Origin of the sequence: Arthrobacter sp. zg-Y1143 (assembly GCF_030125565.1) — a bacterium.
Taxonomy (GTDB): domain Bacteria; phylum Actinomycetota; class Actinomycetes; order Actinomycetales; family Micrococcaceae; genus Arthrobacter_B.
The window spans coordinates 60,343-76,618 of the sequence record NZ_JASKLW010000015.1 but is presented as its reverse complement, the minus strand read 5'-3'; the positions used below and the strand labels follow the sequence as shown (position 1 = coordinate 76,618).

Sequence of the window (16,276 nt, the reverse complement as noted above, 5' to 3'; positions counted from 1 at the left end):
TTGCTTACGTCTGTTTGATGTTCGTGACCATTGTTTTCCCCACGCACACTGTTTTTGGGTGTGTGGTGCGGGTGGAAGGGTTACGGCGGTCATAGCGTGGGGGAAACGCCCGGTCCCATTCCGAACCCGGAAGCTAAGACCCACAGCGCCGATGGTACTGCATCCGGGAGGGTGTGGGAGAGTAGGTCACCGCCGGACAATTTGTGGGGTGAGGCCCGTACCAGTGTTGGTACGGGCCTCACCTGTTTAACCCGCCAACCCTAGGCTGCGGGTCCGGCCGGCTGCTCATCAGCGGCGGGGGAACGGCCGCTTGGCCCCTCCATCACCGGGAGTCAGCCGCCGATGCTGTCCAGCTCCCTGACGTCTTCCGCGGAGAGCACCAGCCCTGCTCCGGCAATGTTCTCCCGCAGGTGTGCCGCCGAGGATGTTCCGGGAATGAGCAGGATGTTCGGTGAGCGCTCCAGCAACCAGGCCAGTGCAACGGAGAGCGGTGAAGCGCCTGCTGCTGCGGACACCCGGGAAAGGGTTGCGGACTGCAGCGGCGTAAATCCTCCCAGCGGGAAGAATGGAACATAGGCTATCCGTTCCTCCGCGAGCCGGCTGACGAGGGCATCGTCCTGCCGGTAGGCGACGTTGTACATATTCTGCACGCATACAATCCGGGCAATGCCCTGTGCCTCGGCAACCTGCGCATCCGTGACGTTGCTCAGTCCGAGCTCGCCGATCAGCCCCTCCTGCTGGAGTTCCATCAGGGCGTGGAGCGGCTCGGCCAGGGATCCGGGGCGGGGGCTGCCGGCATCGCCCATGCGCAGGTTGACGAGATCCAGGCGCTCAACTCCGAGGGTCCGCAGGTTCTCATGCACCTGTTCACGCAGATCCGACGGTTGCCGCTTGGTGGGCCAACCTCCCTGCGCATCACGCTCGGCCCCCACCTTGGTGGCGATGAACAGGGTCTCCGGATAGGGGTAGAGCGCTTCGCGGATCAACTGGTTCGTTATGTGCGGGCCGTAGGCGTCGCTGGTGTCAATGTGGGTAATGCCCTGGTCTGCGGCCTCCCGCAGGACGGCCATGGCTCCGGCATGGTCGGACGGCGGGCCCATAACCCCGGGGCCGGCCAGCTGCATGGCGCCGTAGCCGAACCGTGAAACGGTTCGGTCTCCCAATGTCCATGTTCCGCCGGGCAGGAGTGTGGCCGGTGAGGTGGATGCATCCATGGTGTTGCCTTTCGGTAAAGGGTGGTGCTGAAGCACTTCCTGGACCAGTATTGGAGAGTTGCTTCCTTCTGGGAAGTAGGCACTTTGAAGTGCGTAGCCCACCATCCGATAAGAGGGGACACCGTGATTCCACCTAAGTCCGTAGAACAGGCAGACGCCCAAGCCAGCTATAACGCGTTCCTGGCGGTGTGCCCCAGCCGCCAGCTTCTGGACCGGATATCGAATAAGTGGGTGGTGCTGGTCCTCTGCGCCCTCGCCGGCGACGCCGCAGGCACCACCGCCACCGCCGCCGTCGCCGGCAACTCCAGCGAACCGGCCGCCGGCATCACCATGCGTTATTCGGCACTATCCCGGCTGCTGGGCGGGGTCAGTCAGAAGATGCTCACCCAGACACTGCGCGCACTGGAGCGTGACGGGCTGCTGACCCGCACCGTTGCGCCGACCGTTCCGGTGACCGTCACCTACGAGCTGACGGATCTGGGCCGATCACTCTATAACGTGGTTCAGGGCCTGCGGTACTGGGCCCAGGAGAACATGGGTGAGGTTTCCGCCCACCGCAAGGAGTACGACGACGCCGCGGGCTGACGGACCGCAGTGCCAAGACGCGGTGTGGGTAGTAGCCCAACAGGCGGTTCGCCGAACACTGGGTGGTCAAAACCGCGCCGGAAACGCGGTAGACTATGAGAGCAGCAAAACCCGTAAGGGCAGCCTGTAACCATGGTTTTCCCGCCGCGAAAGCAGCCGGGGCAAGGGTTACGGCGGTCATAGCGTGGGGGAAACGCCCGGTCCCATTCCGAACCCGGAAGCTAAGACCCACAGCGCCGATGGTACTGCATCCGGGAGGGTGTGGGAGAGTAGGTCACCGCCGGACATACGTTCAAGATAAGGATCCGCACAAGGACGTGCGGGTCCTTATCTGTTTAACGGCTCTATCTGTTTGGCGGCCCTGCTGTTTATCCCCTGCCCCCTGACCGGCGGCCCCGCAGCAAGGCAACAATGGTGACGTGCCGGACATCAACAAGCCCTACCGCCGGGTCAACTCCGGGCCTGACCTCGAGCGCACCACGTTCTTCAGTGATGCGGTCTTCGCCATCGCCATGACCCTGCTTGCCGTGGACATCAAGGTCCCGCAGGTGCCGCCGGACCAGCTGGGCGCCGCCGTCGTCGAGCAGTTTCCCGAATTCGGTGCGTATGCCCTGTCCTTTGCGGTCACCGCCGCCTACTGGCTGAGCCACCACCGGCTGTTCCGGCTGCTGACAGGCTTCACCGGCCGACTGCAGCAGCTGAACCTGGTGCTGCTGCTCTTTGTCGGCCTGATCGGGTATGCCACCGATATGCTCTCCTTCTACGGCGACCAGGCCCTCGGCGTCGTGATCTATGCGGCGGCGCTCGGCCTGATCGGCACCGCCAACACCGGGCTGTGGGTCTACTGCCGGTACATGGGGCTGTTTGCCGACGACGTCGATCCCCGGCTTCCTGCCTTCGCGACGGTCCGCGCGCCGGTCACGCCCGTGGTGTTTTTTGCCTCCATTCCAATCACGCTCATTTGGGGGCCTCGGGCCGGCGCCCTGTCCTGGCTGGCGATTATCGCCCTCAACTTCCTGCTCCGCTTCTACGGGCGCCGGCATGCCGAGCCACAGTAGGAAGCGCCGGGAAGGGGCCACCAAGTGCCGTCCTGGAGCCGATTCGTTGGTTTGGCCCTGCGTCGGGTAGTCTTATATCTGCTTCTTACGGAGCAAGCCTGGAGGATTCGCCTAGCGGCCTATGGCGCACGCCTGGAACGCGTGTTGGGTTAACGCCCTCGGGGGTTCAAATCCCCCATCCTCCGCCAAAAAGAAACACCCCGGTCCTCGGACCGGGGTGTTTCTTTGTCTGCTGACCTAGGCTCCGGGCGGTGCGGCCTTCGTGTAGCCCCGCATCGCCGAGCGAGGGACGAGCGAGGTGTCTAAGGGGCGACGAAGGCTGCCCCGGCCGGAACCCGCGCCTCCGGGACCCTAGACCCGCGCCTCCGGCCGCAGGGCCGCGCGGGTGGCCACGGCTACTGACCCGAACCCGATGGCCGCCGCAGCGCCGGCAATAGCCAGGTACACAAGCGGCTGGATGGTGGGCATCGGCAGCCCGGACACGTTCACAGCGATGCCCATCAGCGGCGGTATGGCCAGGACGGTGCCGAGGACGACGGCGGCGACAACCAGCAGCAGCGACTCCGCGCCGGTCATCCGGCGCAGCTGGCGGTCCGATGCACCGAGGGAGCGCAGCAGCATCAGTTCCGGCCGGCGCCGGGCGGTGGCCATCACCAGCGAGTTCACCACGGACAGGCCCACGTAGCCGAGCAGGACCAGCATGGCCACAATGTTCACCCAGGACTGGGCTTTGCGGTCCGCCGCACCCGCAGCGCCGGCGGACTCCCGGTCCACCACGGTCAGGCCGAGGTCTTCCAGCTGGTCCGCCATGGCGGTGTCATTGGTGCCCGGTGCAGCGCTCACCAGCAGGTAGTCGTTCAGGCCCGCAGTGGTGTGCTGCAGCAGGGTGTCATTGGCTACCGTCACGTCACCGAATCCCAGTCCCCGGGAGTAGGTGGCGACGACGACGGCGGACGTTTCGGTTCCGTCGCCGTAGTGGAAGGCGAACTGGTCACCCACACCGACACCGGATTCCCGGGCCAGATCCACGCTTAGCGCCACCGTCTCCGGTTCGGACAGCCCGTCCAGCCCGCCGTCGCCCACGCCCAGGTCCAGGGTGGAGTCCAGGTTCCGGGGATCCACGCCCTGGATGCCGTAGGACTCCAGGCCGTCCTCGGTGCCGAGGAACCGCAGATCGGCCAGCACCGCCGAATGGGCCACCGGTGTGGCGGTGTCCACTGCCGGGAGGGTGGAGACCTCCTCGGCCAGGTCGGCGGAGATCCCGGAGCCGGGTGCGGTGACCATGTAGTCGGCCACCATGCCGTCGCGGGACTGCCGCTCGGCCTCAGTTTCCACCGTGGTGGGCATAAACAGCTGCACCGAGCCCAGCGCGATGGCCAGGGCCAGGGGAATGATGCCGCCGGCCAGCCGCCGGGGGAAGGCAGAGGCATTGGCCAGGGCCAGGGCCAGGGACGCGGAGGGATTGCGGCCCAGCAGGGGCTTCACCAGCCGGAGTACGCCGGCCACAATCCAGGGTCCCAGCATGCCCGCGCCGATGATCAGCAGCAGCACGCTCGAGGCGGCGATGGCCAGGCCGCCGGTGCCCGGAATGGCCAGTGGAAGCATTGCCGCAACCAATCCGGCCGCCAGCAGGACCAGGCCGCTCATCTTGCGGCCCCGGCCCAGCCCTGCGGCTTCGGTGACCGACTCGCGCAGGGCGGTAGTGGGTGACATGCGGACAGTTCCGCGGGCCGAAACCAGCGACGCTCCAACTGCGGCTGTGACGCTGAGGGCCACCGCGGCCAGTGCCGGCAGCGGACCATAGGCCAGGGCGAAGTCCTCAGGGATGACACCCCCGGCAGTGAACTGCGCGCCCAGGAAGTACGCCAGCCCGAAGCCCGGCGCAGCACCCAGGACGGCAGCGGCACCGGACACCAGCAGGACTTCGCGGATGATCATGCCCAGGGTCTGCCCGCTGCCGGCACCGACGGCCCGCAGCATGGCGAACTCCCGGCGGCGGGCCAGGATGGACAGGGACAGGGTCCCGGCGGTCACGAACACGGCGGTCATCAGGGCCACACCGGCCAGTGACCCGCTGAGCAGCAGCAGCGTGGAGCGGGCAGCGGAGCCGCCCAGGTCCTCCACGTCACCGCGGCGGTCGCCGGTGTAGGTGACGACGCCGTCCACGCCGGCTTCGATGTCCGCGGCCAGTTCCTTCGGCGCCACGGAGCCGTCGGCAATCACGCCGACCGTTGCGAATGTATCGCCGTGCGGCCACAGGGCAGCCGTGCCGGCGGAGCTGAGGAACACCGCGGGGGAGCCGTCGGATTTTTCCGCTTCCGCGATGCCGGACACGGTGTACTCGGACGGCTCGCCGCCGTGGGAGAGGACCAACCGGTCACCGGGGGATACTCCGAAGGATCCGTCCACCACCACCTCGCTGGCGGTCCGGGGTTCTTCCCCGGAGGTTAGCGTGTACGGGGCCAACACGGCGGAGTCCCAGGCCGAGGCGGAAAGGCTCCTGCCGGCGTCATCGGCCAGGGGGACGGTGACGGTGCCTACCGCCTGCTCCACCCCCGGCACGTCGGCGATGCGGGACACCACGTTTTCGGGAAGGAGGACCCGCTCGGAGAGCGGAGCGTCCATGTCCTCCACTACGGGCAGTGACTGCGGGGCGCCCACTACGACGTCGGCGCCGCGCAGCTTGTCGGCGGCGGTTCCGCCGCGCAGGCCGGACTCAATCAGGACGCCCATGGCGGTGATCAGCGCCGCGCACAGGAACACGGCGACAAACACGCCGGCAAAGCCGCCGCGGTGGTGGCGGATCGATTCTTTGGCAAATGACCACATATCAGCGCTCTCCCAGGTAGGCGACGTGCTCGGTGACTTCATGGACGGTGGCGCCGGACAGGCTGCCGTCCAGCTGTCCGTCCGCCAGGAAAATGACGGTGTCTGCGGAGACGGCGGCCACGGGGTCGTGGGTCACCATCACCACGGTCTGTCCCAGTTCCGACACGGTGTGCCGCAACAGGTCCAGGACCTGCCGGGCGGTCGCAGAATCCAGGGCGCCGGTGGGTTCGTCCGCGAAGACGGCCGCCGGGCGGGTGATCAGGGCCCGGGCGATGGCTGCCCGCTGCTGCTGACCGCCTGAGAGCTCCTGCGGTTTGCGCTCGCCGAAACCGCTCAGGCCCACGGCGTCCAGCACATGGTTGAGCCAGGCCGTGTCCGTGGCGCGTCCGGCGAGCAGCAGCGGAAGGGTGACGTTGCGGGCCACGGTGAGCTGGGGCAGCAGGTTGTAGGACTGGAAAACAAAACCGACGTGGTCCCGGCGGAACCGGGTCAGGGCCTTGCCGCGCAGGGCGGAGATCTCCGTGTCGCCCAGCAGCACCCGGCCGTGATCCGGGGCGTCCAACCCGGCAGCAGCCTGCAGCAGGGTGGATTTGCCCGAGCCGGAGGGACCCATGATCGCGGTGAAGCTGCCCTGCGGAACAGCCAGGGAAACGTTGCGCAGGGCCGGCACGGCGGAGGGGCCGGACCCGTAGCTCTTGGACACGCCCTGCAGCTGCAGGGCCGCGGGGGCTGAAAATTCAGTGGCATCGGTAAACATGGGAAGCATCCTTCGATTCGGGCGGGTGTATCTGCTGTCTTCGACGCTACGGATGTGCAATCCCCGTTCCGATACAGCCAACCGGCCGGTTTGGGGTATAGCTGGCTATACCGACACGGCCGTGCTCCTCCGGCATAATCAAGCAGGTGACTATCCGCGCCGGCCTCCGCTCCCGCTTCCGGGATGCCGCGTTTGTGCTGCGCGAAGGCGGTTACTGGGCGGCGTCCCTGGCCGTGGCGACGGCAGGTCTGGCGCTGCTGCCCTTCCTGCCACTGGGGGTGGGCCTGTATGTTGTGCCGCGCCTGCTGGGTGCCGTGGATGGCCTGGCTGCCCGGGCCCAGGCACGGGCAGCGGGCTTTACGTCCGCCGTGATTCCCTTCGACCGGCGCCGCCTGGCCGGTAAACACACCTTCGGCGAACTCGCAGCTATGGTCAGCGCTCCGGAAACGAAACGGGATGTGTCCTGGCTGCTGTTCCACTGCGCTTTTGCGGTGCTGGCGGCGCTGCTGGCCCTGGCACTGCCGCTGGGCGGCCTGTTCTATGTGCTGACCGCGCCGTTCTGGTTCCTGTTCCCGCCGGAAACTCCGCTGGAACTCACCGTGACCGTTACCAGCTGGAGCGACGCCGTCCTGATGGTTCTGCTGGGCGGCATCTATATGGTTGCCGGGTGGATCCTGCTGCCGTGGATGGCCCGGCGCCTGAGCGGAGCCACCCTGGGCATCCTGTCGCCCCGCCGGTATGCCGACCTTGCCCGCCGGATCTCCGACCTCTCCGCGGCCCGTGCCAGTGCGCTCGCCGCACACGGCGCCGAGCTGCGCCGCATCGAACGGGAACTGCACGACGGCGCGCAGAACCGGCTGGTCGGCGTCGTGATGATGCTCGGGCTGGCGCAGCGTGCCGCCGAGACCGACCCGGCCGCCGCCGTGCCGTTCCTGGGCCGGGCACAGGACGCCGCGTCCGAGGCCCTGGCCGGGCTGCGGGCTGCGGTGCACGACATTTATCCGCCCGTCCTGGACGAGCTCGGCCTGGGCGGGGCTGCCTCTGCGCTGACCAGCCGCTCGCCCATCCCCTGTTCGCTGAACGTCAGCGGACTGCAGCGGGCGCCGGCAGCGGTGGAGTCGGCGGCGTACTTTGTCCTCGCCGAAGCCCTCACCAACGCGGCCAAGCATTCCAATGCCTCCCGGATTGACGTGGTGCTGCGCACCGAAACCTCCGGCCGGGAGGACATCCTGGTGGTGCAGGTGGACGACGACGGCCGCGGCGGTGCGTCGGTGGGCCCCCTCGACGGGTCGGGCACCGGCCACGGCGGCGGCAAAGACGACGGCTCCGGCACCGGGCTGGCCGGAATTGCCCGCCGCGCTGCGGCCTTCGGCGGAAAACTGATCCTCACGAGTCCGCCCGGCGGACCAACACACATAAGGGTGGAACTGCCATGCGCCTTCTGATTGCCGAGGACGACGCCCTGCTGCGGGCCGGAATGCAGCTGCTGCTGCAGAGCGAAGGCTTCGAGGTGGCCGGTGCCTGGGACAACGCCGATGACCTGCTGTCCGCCTTTGAGCCCGGCAGCGCGGACGGCGCCATCCTGGATGTCCGGATGCCGCCCACTTTCACCAACGAAGGACTCAAGGCCGCCCTGGAACTGCGCGCCCAGGTACCCGATTTCCCCGTCCTAGTGCTCTCCGCCTATGTGGAGGACCGGTACGCCAGCCGGCTGCTGGGCTCGGGAGCGCAGGGAGTGGGCTACCTGCTGAAGGAACGCGTGGGCAACGTGGGGGAGTTCGTGGACGGGCTGCGCCGCGTGCTGGGCGGCGGCACCGTGATGGATCCCGAGGTGATTGCCCAGCTGTTCAGCCGCCGCGGCACCGAGGACCCCATCCGTTCACTGACGCCCCGGGAGTTCGAGGTGCTGGGCCTGGTGGCCGAAGGCCTGGGCAATACCGCCATTGCGTCCGCCATCACGGTGTCCGAAACCGCGGTGAGCAAACACATCGGCAACATCTTCACGAAACTGGGGCTCTCGCCGTCGGACAGCGGCCACCGGAGGGTGCTCGCAACGCTGGCCTACCTGCGTTCCTAGCTGTTTTCCCACAGCCTGTAGCGCGCCGGGTCTTGTTTCCCGGCGGCGTCCGGTGACAAGGTGTGATGCACGGACCGGCGCAGGAGGCATCCACGTGGAACAAGGCGAGGCAAAGATTGCGCTGATCACCGGTGCTTCCCGCGGAATCGGGCGGCGGGTGGCGGAGCGGCTCGCGGAGCACGGAACCCACGTGGTGGTCGGCTACCGGCAGAACGCCGAAATGGCCAAGGACACGGTGTCCCGGCTGCAGGAGCTGGGCGGCGGCGGCATCGCGGTGCAGGCGGACGTGGAGAACCCCGAAGACATTGTCCGGCTCTTCGACGCCGCCGCGGATGAATACGGCCGGCTGGACTACTTCATCAACAATGCTGCTGCCGCCGCGTTCAAGAACGTGGTGGACCTGAAACCCCACCACCTGGACCGGGCCTATGCGGTGAACGTGCGGCCCTTTGTCCTCGGCGCGCAGGAAGCGGTGAAGCTGATGGACGACGGCGGCCGCATAGTGGCGCTGACCAGTTACGGCAGCATCCGTGCCTTCCCCACCTATGCTGCGCTGGGCTCCTACAAGGCTGCCGTGGAGTCCTTTGTACGGTTCATGGCCGTGGAGTTTGCCCCCTACGGCATCAACGTCAACGCGGTGAACGGCGGGCTGATCGAATCGGACTCGCTGGACTACTTCTACTCGATGGAGGGGATGGCCCCCATGGAGAGCGTCCTGTCCCGCATACCCCAGCGGCGGCCCGGAACCGTGGATGAAATGGCCGCCACCGTTGAATTCCTGCTCTCGCCCGATGCCGGGTACATCACCGGGCAGGTGCTGGCCGTGGACGGCGGCCTGTCCGTGATTGCCCCGCCCTTCCACTCCGAAGCCTCCGGCCCGCCGGTCACCCTGCCGGAGAAACCCACCCGGGACCGCAACCGGTAACCGCCCCTTCTCCGGACCGGATTGAGCGTTACTGAAAGGACACATCAGTGAGTTACGATTCCAGCCGCTACCGGGACTACTTCGAACACAGCCTCACCTACGCGTCCGGCTTCTCGCGCAATGTGTCGCGGTATGCCGACAATGTGGCGCTTGCCGATCCGCCGTCGGGCCGGGAATGGACCTACGCCCAGTTGGGGGTGGCCGTGGACCAGGTGGCACGCGCACTGGCCGAACGCGGCGTCGGGCGCGGGGACCGGGTGCTGTACCAGCTCTACAACGGTGTGGAGTTCGCCCTGCTGTACCTGGCCACGCAGCGGCTGGGTGCGGTGAGCGTGCCGGTGAATTACCGGCTGGCGCCCGCGGAAACCGCGCACATCCTGCGGGACAGCGATCCGGCAGTGTTTGTGGTGGACGCCGAGCACGTGGACGGTGCAGCCCGCGCGCTGGAGCTGGCAGAAGTGTCGCCGGTGGTGCTGGTGGCCGGCGGTGACGAGGCAGCGCACTGGGGGATGGGGTCCGGGCAGCTGGGGCAGGATTTCGACGCCGCCGTGGACGGTGCGTCCGGAACCCTGCCGGACCTGGCCGGGGAGCTGTCCACCTTCGAGGAAAGCACCAGGTTCTACACTTCGGGCACCACCGGGATGCCCAAGGGGGTGCCGCTTCCCTCCATTGCCGAGCTGATGAGCGCGCACGACGTGATTATGCACTTTCCGCTCACCCCGGCGGACCGCACCCTGAACATGACCCCCTGGTTCCACCGCGGCGGGCTGCACTCCGGCGGGCCCAACCCGGTGTTCTACATTGGCGGTTCGGTGGTGCCGCTGCGCAGCTTCAATCCGGCCACGGTGCTGGACTGGGTGGGGGAGCAGGGGTTGACCTACCTGATCGGGGCGCCCACCACCCTGGAAATGATCGCCGCGGAGCAGGAGAAGAACCCGCGGAACCTGGAGACCCTGCACGGCATCGTGACCATGGGGGCGCCGCTGGACCGGGCGGCCGCCATCCGGTACCAGGAGCTGCTGACTCCGCGGATCTTCAACGGCTACGGGACCACTGAGGGGTTCTGGAACACCTTCCTGCGGCCGGAAGACCTCCCGGCCCATGCGGGGAGCGCCGGACGCTCCTGCACGGATGACGACGTCGCCGTTGTCCGCGTGTTCGAAGGCCGCCGTGCCCGTCCGGATGAGCTGGCGGCCCGGGACGGGAGCGAGATCGGCGAGGTGATTATGCGCTCGCCGAAATCGGGATTCAGCTACGCGAACCTGCCGGATGTGGAGGAGGAGAAGTTCCACGACGGGTGGCTGTATCCGGGGGACATGGCCACCTGGGATGCCGAAGGGTATGTGACCATCATGGGCCGCACCGATGACATGATCATTTCCGGCGGGGAGAACGTGCATCCGGTGCAGGTGGAGGCGGCGCTCGCGGACCATCCCGGGGTGCTGGACTCGGTGGTGGTGGGGGTGCCCGATGAGCAGTGGGGACAGCGTGTGGTGGCCTACGTGATCCGCCGGGACGAGGGGGTGGATGCCTCCGGGCTGGATACTTTCTGCCGGGAGCATCCGGGGCTGGCGGACTTCAAGCGGCCGCGCGGCTACCGCTTTGTCGAGGAACTGCCGATGACCGCCACAGGCAAGAAGATGCACTACAAAGTCTCCGACGCCGCCGCCCAGGACTGGCTGGACGGCCGGATGGATGTGCCGCGGGCGGCGGGCGCGGCGGGTGCGGCCCAGAAGGCGCCGACGGATGGCTGAGCGGGTTGTCATTACCGGGATGGGGGCGCTGACTCCGCTCGGGAACACCTGGCCCGACACCTGGTCCGGGCTGCTGGCCGGGCGCAGCGGGATCGACAAGATCACCGCGTTTGACGCCTCGGACTTTCCCACGCGGATTGCCGGGGAGGTGAAGAATTTCGATCCCGGACAGATCCTGCCGGTCAAACGGCTGCGGCGCTCCTCCCGGGCCTCGCACCTGGCGGTGGCTGCCGCGCGTGAGGCGGTGGCCGACGCCGGGCTTGGCGGCACTCTGGATGGCACCGAGGCGGCGGTGATCCTCAACAGTGCCGTGTCCGGTTATCCCGAAGTCCAGGACGCTGCGGAAACCCTTGCCCGGGACGGACTGCGGCCCATCAGCCCCAGTTTTGTGGCCTCCTCGCTGACCAACATGCCCGCCTGCGAAGTGGCCATTGACCTGGCTGTGCACGGTCCGGTGAATGCCAGTGCCTTGGCCTGTGCCAGCGGCACCCAGGCACTGCTGGAAGCCCGCCGCACCCTGCTGGCCGGGGACGCGGACGTAGTGGTGGCCGGCGGCACGGATGCCGCCATCACCTCGGTGATGTTTGCCGGGCTGTCCGCCATGCGCGGACTGTCCCGGAACAATGACTCACCGCAGGAGGCCAGCCGCCCGTTCGACGCCGGCCGGGACGGGTTTGTGTTCGGCGAGGGGTCCGTGGTGTGTGTGCTGGAGCTGCTCAGCCATGCCCGGGCCCGAGGAGCAGAGGTGTATGCGGAGGTACTGGGCGGGGCGATGACCAGCGACGCCTTCCACATTGTGGCTCCGGATCCCAGCGGCCGGTACGCTGCCGCGGCCATCACGCAGACCCTTAGCCGGGCCCGGCTGAATCCCGAGGACGTGGACCTGGTCTCGGCACACGGCACATCCACCCTCGCCAATGACCGGACCGAAACCCTGGCCCTGCATACCGCGTTCGGCGAGCACGCGCCGTCGTTGGCGGTGACCGCGCCCAAGTCCATGACCGGGCACCTGATCGGGGCGGCCGGCACCCTGGGGTCCCTGCTGTGTGCGATGGCCATCCGGGACGGGGTCATTCCGCCCACCATCAACTACTCCACCCCGGATCCGGAGTGCGACCTGGACTATGTCCCGGGTACGGCGCGCGAAACCCCGGTGCGCTTTGCCGTGACCAATGCGTTCGGGTTCGGCGGGCAAAACGCGGTGGCGGCGTTTGGACCGGTCTGACGCCGGCGTCGCCGGGTCCTAGACGGAGGGAACGAGTTCCGGCTCGGCGTCAGGCTCGACGGCGGGCGATGCGCCGTCCGCGGCAGGGGAAGCGAAGTGCTTCCGGCCGGTTTTCACGGCCTTGGACGCCAGCCAGACAGACACCGCGCCCAGCGCGAAGCCGGCGAAGACATCCAGGACGTAGTGCCAGCCGAAGTACACCGTGGCCAGGGTGGTCAGTGCCACGTAGATCCACATGATCCAGCGGACCGGCTTGGGCAGCCGGGTCAGCTGGGCCACCAAAGCGGCGGTGAAGATGATGGATACGTGCAGGGACGCGAAGGCAGCGATGCCGTGCACGTTTTCGGTGGCGAACGGATCCGTCAGTACTTCGGCGCGGTTCTCATACAGGGTGTCCTGCAGGGTGGAGACCGTGGTTTCGGGCAGGTCATAGAATGGGGTCGCATCGGCGTAGACCGGCCCCAGCGAAGGCAGAGCGTAGTAGCTGACCGTGCCCAGGATCCAGTTGAAGGACAGCGCTGTGGCGTACCAAGCGCCGCGCTGCAGGTTGTCGGACCACACCAGTGAAGCGGCCAGGGAGATCGGCACAAACACCATGAAGAGCATGTAAACGCCGGAGAGCAGGTCCGCGCTGGAACCGGTGCCCAGGACTTCCTGGAGCACATCGGCCGGGTAATGCCCGCCGGCGAACCACTTGTCCGAAGCCTCCAGCATCGAATCGGTCAGCCCGTCCCGCAGGAACGGCAGGAAGCTCTTCATATTCCGGTAGGACATGTAGGCCAGGTAGAAGGTGGCCAGTCCGGCGATGGCCACTGCCAGCCGCGGGCCCGCCCAGCGGGTGCGCAGCACATGGGAGGTGGCGGCGCCTACGCCGCCCAAGTCGCGGCTTCGTGCGAAGACCCGGGGAACCACGTCTGCGGCGATCATCAGGATCACCATCAGCGGCAGCCGCACATAGCTCGGGCCGAGGAATCCTTCCGGGTCACGGACGGGGAGATCGGCGACGACGGCGGTCACCAGCATGATTACGGTGAAAGCTGCTGCAACCAGCAGAGGCACGCCGAAAAGGCGGCGCCAGGCGGATCGGGCAGGCCCGGCTTCGATAGTCATTAGACTGTTTTACCCCATGGGGGCGGCAAAACATGTTATTAGGGGCCCTGATATTCAGTATGCTTTCGATCACATTATGACGCGGTGCGCCGCCGTCGTGGTACGGGTGTGGCAGCTGTTGGCAGTGCCTGGGGGTGCCGCGGGTTAGTGGGCCTTTGTGGTGCCTGTTATGGGTTCCTGTTAAAGGTGCCTGCGAAAGATAACGACCGGCGGTTTTGGAACCGCCGGTCGTTAGGGTTTGGCTGCCGGCGTCGTCGAGACGTGCCGGCCTGAGTTGAGGCGCTACTTTGCCAGTGCGTTGACGAGTGGTTCGGAAATCTCGCTGTAAGCGCCGGACTCCAGCTGGACGGCCTGCCCGTCGAGGTACAGCGTGGGAGTGCCCTTCACCTGGAGATCCTGGGCGTCCTGCAGATCCCGGGCGACGCGGTCCTTGATGGCCTCCGAAGAGTAGTCAGCCTTGAACTGGTCCATGTTCAGGCCCAGCTCCTCGGCGTAGGAGGAGAAGATCCCGTCCACGTCGGATTCGGTCTTCCAGTCCTCCTGGTGCTCGAAGACCTTGGCAGCCATTTCCTCCAGCTTGCCCTGCTCTGCGGCGGCTTCCACGGCGCGGGCAGACGGTTCCGCGTTCTGGTGCTTAGGCAGCGGGTAGTTGCGGATAACGATGCGCACTTGGTCGCCGTAGTCGGCCTTGGCCTGCTGGATCAAGGGGTCCATCATGGCGCAGTAGGGGCACTGATAGTCGGTGAAGAGGACCAGGGTGGCCTGCGGATCTGCCGGATCGGTGATGGTCCGGGCGTCCGCGGGGACCAGCTTGTCCATCTTGTCCGCCGGTACGGTGACTTCTGCGGCGGCCGAGGTGCTGGGGGAAGCGGAGGCGCTGGCCGAAGTTTCGGGGGCGGGGGAATCTGCCGGCGTCCCGCAGGACACCACCCCTCCGCCAACAAGCAGTCCAGCGATGATCAGAGAGGGAACGACCCTGCGCATAATTCCTTTCCAGTATCGGGGAAGCGCGCGGGAGCACGCTCGGGTACGGGGGTTGGAAGATGCTTCTATTCCATTTTTCCAGCGGTGCCGGGGGTTCGAAAGGGGTTTTTCGCTCTTATCCTGTGATCTTGATCGAGCGGCGCAGGGCGTAGTTCACCGGATGGGGCCGCGATGAGTTCCAGGGCCGGACCGTTGGTGAAGCGTTGGACCGGCCTCCGCGGAACAGCTTCCTGTTCAGAATGGCGGGGCCGCTTCCCATGCGGGCTCCGGGACAGGGCACGGCGGTGCCAGTTCCAAAAACGGCTCGGTTCGGTAAACCCTCCCCGTGGGCGAGGTCCACTCCATGACGCCCGGTTCCGGTTGCCGGGCCTTCCAGAAACCCAGCGTCTTGAACCGGTGGTGTCGCCGGCACAGGTGGGCGAGGTTGCCGTGGTCGGTGGGACCTCCGTCGGCCCAGTCCGTGGTGTGGTCAATTTCCGAGAGTGCAGTGCTGACCCGGCAGCCGGGGAACCGGCATGTCCCGTCCCGGGCGCGCAGCCAGCGGGCCAGTCCGGCAGGGACTTTCCGCCGCCTGCCCACGCCGAGGATTTCCCCGGTGTCCGGGTCCTGGACGAGGCCGGTCCAGCGGGTGGCGTTGCGGGCGAGCCTGCGGGCAGCTTCGGCACTGATGGGTCCGTAGCCGTGCAGTTCGGCGGGCTGGTCGTTGGCTCCGAAGAGTGTTTCGGCGTTGATCAGGACCATGATTTCCGCCCGCGGCAGGACACCGGATTTATCCGCGTCTTTGTAAGCGTCGACATCCTTGTTGTCCGCTTGGCTGGGTGCCGCTGAACCGAGACCGCCCATAAGCAGCTGGGCCAGGATATCCGCGCGCAGCTGGTCCGTGGTCCGGGAATCTCCGTCGGTCTGCTCGCCGCGGGCCGCAGTACTCAGGGCGGTGTAGATCTGCTGGGCTTCCGCCGCGCGCAAATGCGCCGATAGGCAGGACATCCCGTCTTCTTCCCGGTCCAGCGTGACCCGGCGCTTCTCGAACGCGGTGAGGTGCCGGACCTCAATGGTCTGCGGATACTTCCGCTCCCGCTGCCGGCGGGCCTTGGCGGAAAACTGGGACCGGGTCTGACCTTCTGCGGCCTTCAACAGAGCAGCTTCAAACTCCGGCAGCTCAGCGGCAGGAACACTTTCGCACTGGTCCAGCACCACCTGGGCATGCCCGTAGCTGAGGCTCCCGTCCTGCAATGCCTCCAACGTGGCCGTATGGGCGCCAGAAAGGAGGCTGGCTTCGAACATCATCCGCTGCGCGGTGCCGTGCGGTATCTGCAGGAGGGCGGCACACTCGGCGGCGGCAAGAGTGAACGCCATCCCGGGTTCCACCCGTCCGGTCGCGCCGGCGTAGTCCTCCCGGAAGAGGGTTTCCATCCGGTTCAGCGCACGGGCTCGCTGCGCCTCCGCCCAGGCGATCAGGTGCGCGACCCGGACCAGCACTTCACCCACAGCCTGGTCGTCGAAGGATTCAAGGTTCTGCAGAGCCAGGGTTCCGCTGAAACCATCCGGAAAACCGGTGTCAGTGGTGCCGGGACCCGCTGCGCCGGCGGTTCCGCTGGCACGTGCGCCGTCGTCGTCGGCCGTATCTGTACCCGCCCGGTATACCGCAAGTGTGGGCCCGCCCTTGGTGCCGACGTGGCCTTCGTCCGTGCAGTGTCCAGTCCTTGGTTCTTCAGTTATCGGTTCGGTGTTCCCGATCTGGTCCATGCCTAAGGTTTT

13 protein-coding genes, 1 tRNA gene and 2 rRNA genes are annotated in these 16,276 nt (G+C 67.0%); 10 read left to right on the top strand and 6 right to left on the bottom strand.

The features are described 5' to 3' along the window. The first annotated feature begins 81 nt into the window (after nucleotides 1-81). A 5S ribosomal RNA gene (gene rrf, locus QNN98_RS16055) occupies nucleotides 82-198 on the top strand. A gap of 134 nt (nucleotides 199-332) precedes the next feature. Here rrf (QNN98_RS16055) and QNN98_RS16050 read toward each other — a convergent pair. Further along, nucleotides 333-1,214 carry an oxidoreductase gene (locus QNN98_RS16050; protein WP_283998447.1) on the bottom strand — a complete coding sequence of 294 codons (882 nt, stop codon included), beginning with the start codon at nucleotides 1,212-1,214 and terminating at the stop codon, nucleotides 333-335. 123 nt (nucleotides 1,215-1,337) lie between these two features. On the opposite strand from QNN98_RS16050, the gene QNN98_RS16045 reads away from it, so the two are divergent. From QNN98_RS16045 to QNN98_RS16030, 4 genes are all read left to right on the top strand, one after another. Beyond that, the gene (locus tag QNN98_RS16045; RefSeq protein ID WP_283998445.1) at nucleotides 1,338-1,799 is read left to right on the top strand and encodes a winged helix-turn-helix transcriptional regulator; all 462 of its coding nucleotides are present in this window, start codon (nucleotides 1,338-1,340) and stop codon (nucleotides 1,797-1,799) included. A gap of 169 nt (nucleotides 1,800-1,968) precedes the next feature. Beyond that, nucleotides 1,969-2,085 (top strand): 5S ribosomal RNA (gene rrf, locus QNN98_RS16040). A 133-nt stretch (nucleotides 2,086-2,218) separates the two neighbouring features. Beyond that, entirely contained in the window at nucleotides 2,219-2,857 is a 639-nt protein-coding gene (locus QNN98_RS16035; RefSeq protein WP_227912964.1) for a TMEM175 family protein, read from the top strand. A 100-nt stretch (nucleotides 2,858-2,957) separates the two neighbouring features. Beyond that, nucleotides 2,958-3,045: transfer RNA gene (locus QNN98_RS16030), tRNA-Ser, on the top strand. A gap of 163 nt (nucleotides 3,046-3,208) precedes the next feature. Here the strand turns inward: QNN98_RS16030 and QNN98_RS16025 are convergent. Both QNN98_RS16025 and QNN98_RS16020 read right to left on the bottom strand, forming a co-directional pair. Next, complete coding sequence (locus tag QNN98_RS16025) at nucleotides 3,209-5,686, bottom strand: ABC transporter permease (RefSeq protein ID WP_283998442.1); 2,478 nt, start codon at nucleotides 5,684-5,686, stop codon at nucleotides 3,209-3,211. 1 nt (nucleotide 5,687) lies between these two features. Beyond that, complete coding sequence (locus tag QNN98_RS16020) at nucleotides 5,688-6,443, bottom strand: ABC transporter ATP-binding protein (RefSeq protein WP_283998440.1); 756 nt, start codon at nucleotides 6,441-6,443, stop codon at nucleotides 5,688-5,690. Between the two features lie 146 nt (nucleotides 6,444-6,589). Between QNN98_RS16020 and QNN98_RS16015 the strand changes: the two genes are divergently transcribed. The 5 genes from QNN98_RS16015 to QNN98_RS15995 all read left to right on the top strand — a co-directional run bounded on the left by QNN98_RS16015 (nucleotide 6,590) and on the right by QNN98_RS15995 (nucleotide 12,424). Then, nucleotides 6,590-7,888 (top strand): sensor histidine kinase, encoded by a 1,299-nt coding sequence (locus QNN98_RS16015; RefSeq protein WP_283998438.1) that lies wholly within the window; start codon nucleotides 6,590-6,592, stop codon nucleotides 7,886-7,888. Further along, on the top strand, nucleotides 7,876-8,520 hold the full coding sequence (locus QNN98_RS16010; protein ID WP_227912968.1) for a response regulator transcription factor: 645 nt from the start codon (nucleotides 7,876-7,878) through the stop codon (nucleotides 8,518-8,520). Before QNN98_RS16015 ends, QNN98_RS16010 begins: the two co-directional genes overlap by 13 nt. 94 nt (nucleotides 8,521-8,614) lie before the next feature. Further along, nucleotides 8,615-9,445: an SDR family oxidoreductase gene (locus tag QNN98_RS16005; RefSeq protein WP_283998436.1), complete on the top strand. Its 831-nt coding sequence runs from the start codon at nucleotides 8,615-8,617 to the stop codon at nucleotides 9,443-9,445. Nucleotides 9,446-9,492: 47 nt separating this feature from the next. Continuing rightward, the gene (locus tag QNN98_RS16000; RefSeq protein ID WP_283998434.1) at nucleotides 9,493-11,199 is read left to right on the top strand and encodes a class I adenylate-forming enzyme family protein; all 1,707 of its coding nucleotides are present in this window, start codon (nucleotides 9,493-9,495) and stop codon (nucleotides 11,197-11,199) included. Then, complete coding sequence (locus tag QNN98_RS15995; RefSeq protein ID WP_283998432.1) at nucleotides 11,192-12,424, top strand: beta-ketoacyl-[acyl-carrier-protein] synthase family protein; 1,233 nt, start codon at nucleotides 11,192-11,194, stop codon at nucleotides 12,422-12,424. The genes QNN98_RS16000 and QNN98_RS15995 overlap by 8 nt, the downstream gene beginning before the upstream one ends. Before the next feature lie 18 nt (nucleotides 12,425-12,442). Here the strand turns inward: QNN98_RS15995 and QNN98_RS15990 are convergent, their stop codons facing one another. From QNN98_RS15990 to QNN98_RS15980, 3 genes are all read right to left on the bottom strand, one after another. Beyond that, nucleotides 12,443-13,534: a phosphatase PAP2 family protein gene (locus QNN98_RS15990; RefSeq protein ID WP_283998430.1), complete on the bottom strand. Its 1,092-nt coding sequence runs from the start codon at nucleotides 13,532-13,534 to the stop codon at nucleotides 12,443-12,445. A 282-nt stretch (nucleotides 13,535-13,816) separates the two neighbouring features. Then, complete coding sequence (locus tag QNN98_RS15985) at nucleotides 13,817-14,518, bottom strand: DsbA family protein (protein ID WP_283998428.1); 702 nt, start codon at nucleotides 14,516-14,518, stop codon at nucleotides 13,817-13,819. A gap of 234 nt (nucleotides 14,519-14,752) precedes the next feature. Then, entirely contained in the window at nucleotides 14,753-16,264 is a 1,512-nt protein-coding gene (locus QNN98_RS15980) for an HNH endonuclease signature motif containing protein (RefSeq protein WP_283998426.1), read from the bottom strand. Nucleotides 16,265-16,276: the final 12 nt, after the last annotated feature.

Coding starts and splice junctions, on each gene's coding strand:
- QNN98_RS16020 (WP_283998440.1), bottom strand. CDS start 6,443: ATGTTTACCGATGCCACTGAATTTTCAGCCCCCGCGGCCCTGCAGCTG.
- QNN98_RS15985 (WP_283998428.1), bottom strand. CDS start 14,518: ATGCGCAGGGTCGTTCCCTCTCTGATCATCGCTGGACTGCTTGTTGGC.
- QNN98_RS16050 (WP_283998447.1), bottom strand. CDS start 1,214: ATGGATGCATCCACCTCACCGGCCACACTCCTGCCCGGCGGAACATGG.
- QNN98_RS16025 (WP_283998442.1), bottom strand. CDS start 5,686: ATGTGGTCATTTGCCAAAGAATCGATCCGCCACCACCGCGGCGGCTTT.
- QNN98_RS15980 (WP_283998426.1), bottom strand. CDS start 16,264: ATGGACCAGATCGGGAACACCGAACCGATAACTGAAGAACCAAGGACT.
- QNN98_RS15990 (WP_283998430.1), bottom strand. CDS start 13,534: ATGACTATCGAAGCCGGGCCTGCCCGATCCGCCTGGCGCCGCCTTTTC.
- QNN98_RS16010 (WP_227912968.1), top strand. CDS start 7,876: ATGCGCCTTCTGATTGCCGAGGACGACGCCCTGCTGCGGGCCGGAATG.
- QNN98_RS15995 (WP_283998432.1), top strand. CDS start 11,192: ATGGCTGAGCGGGTTGTCATTACCGGGATGGGGGCGCTGACTCCGCTC.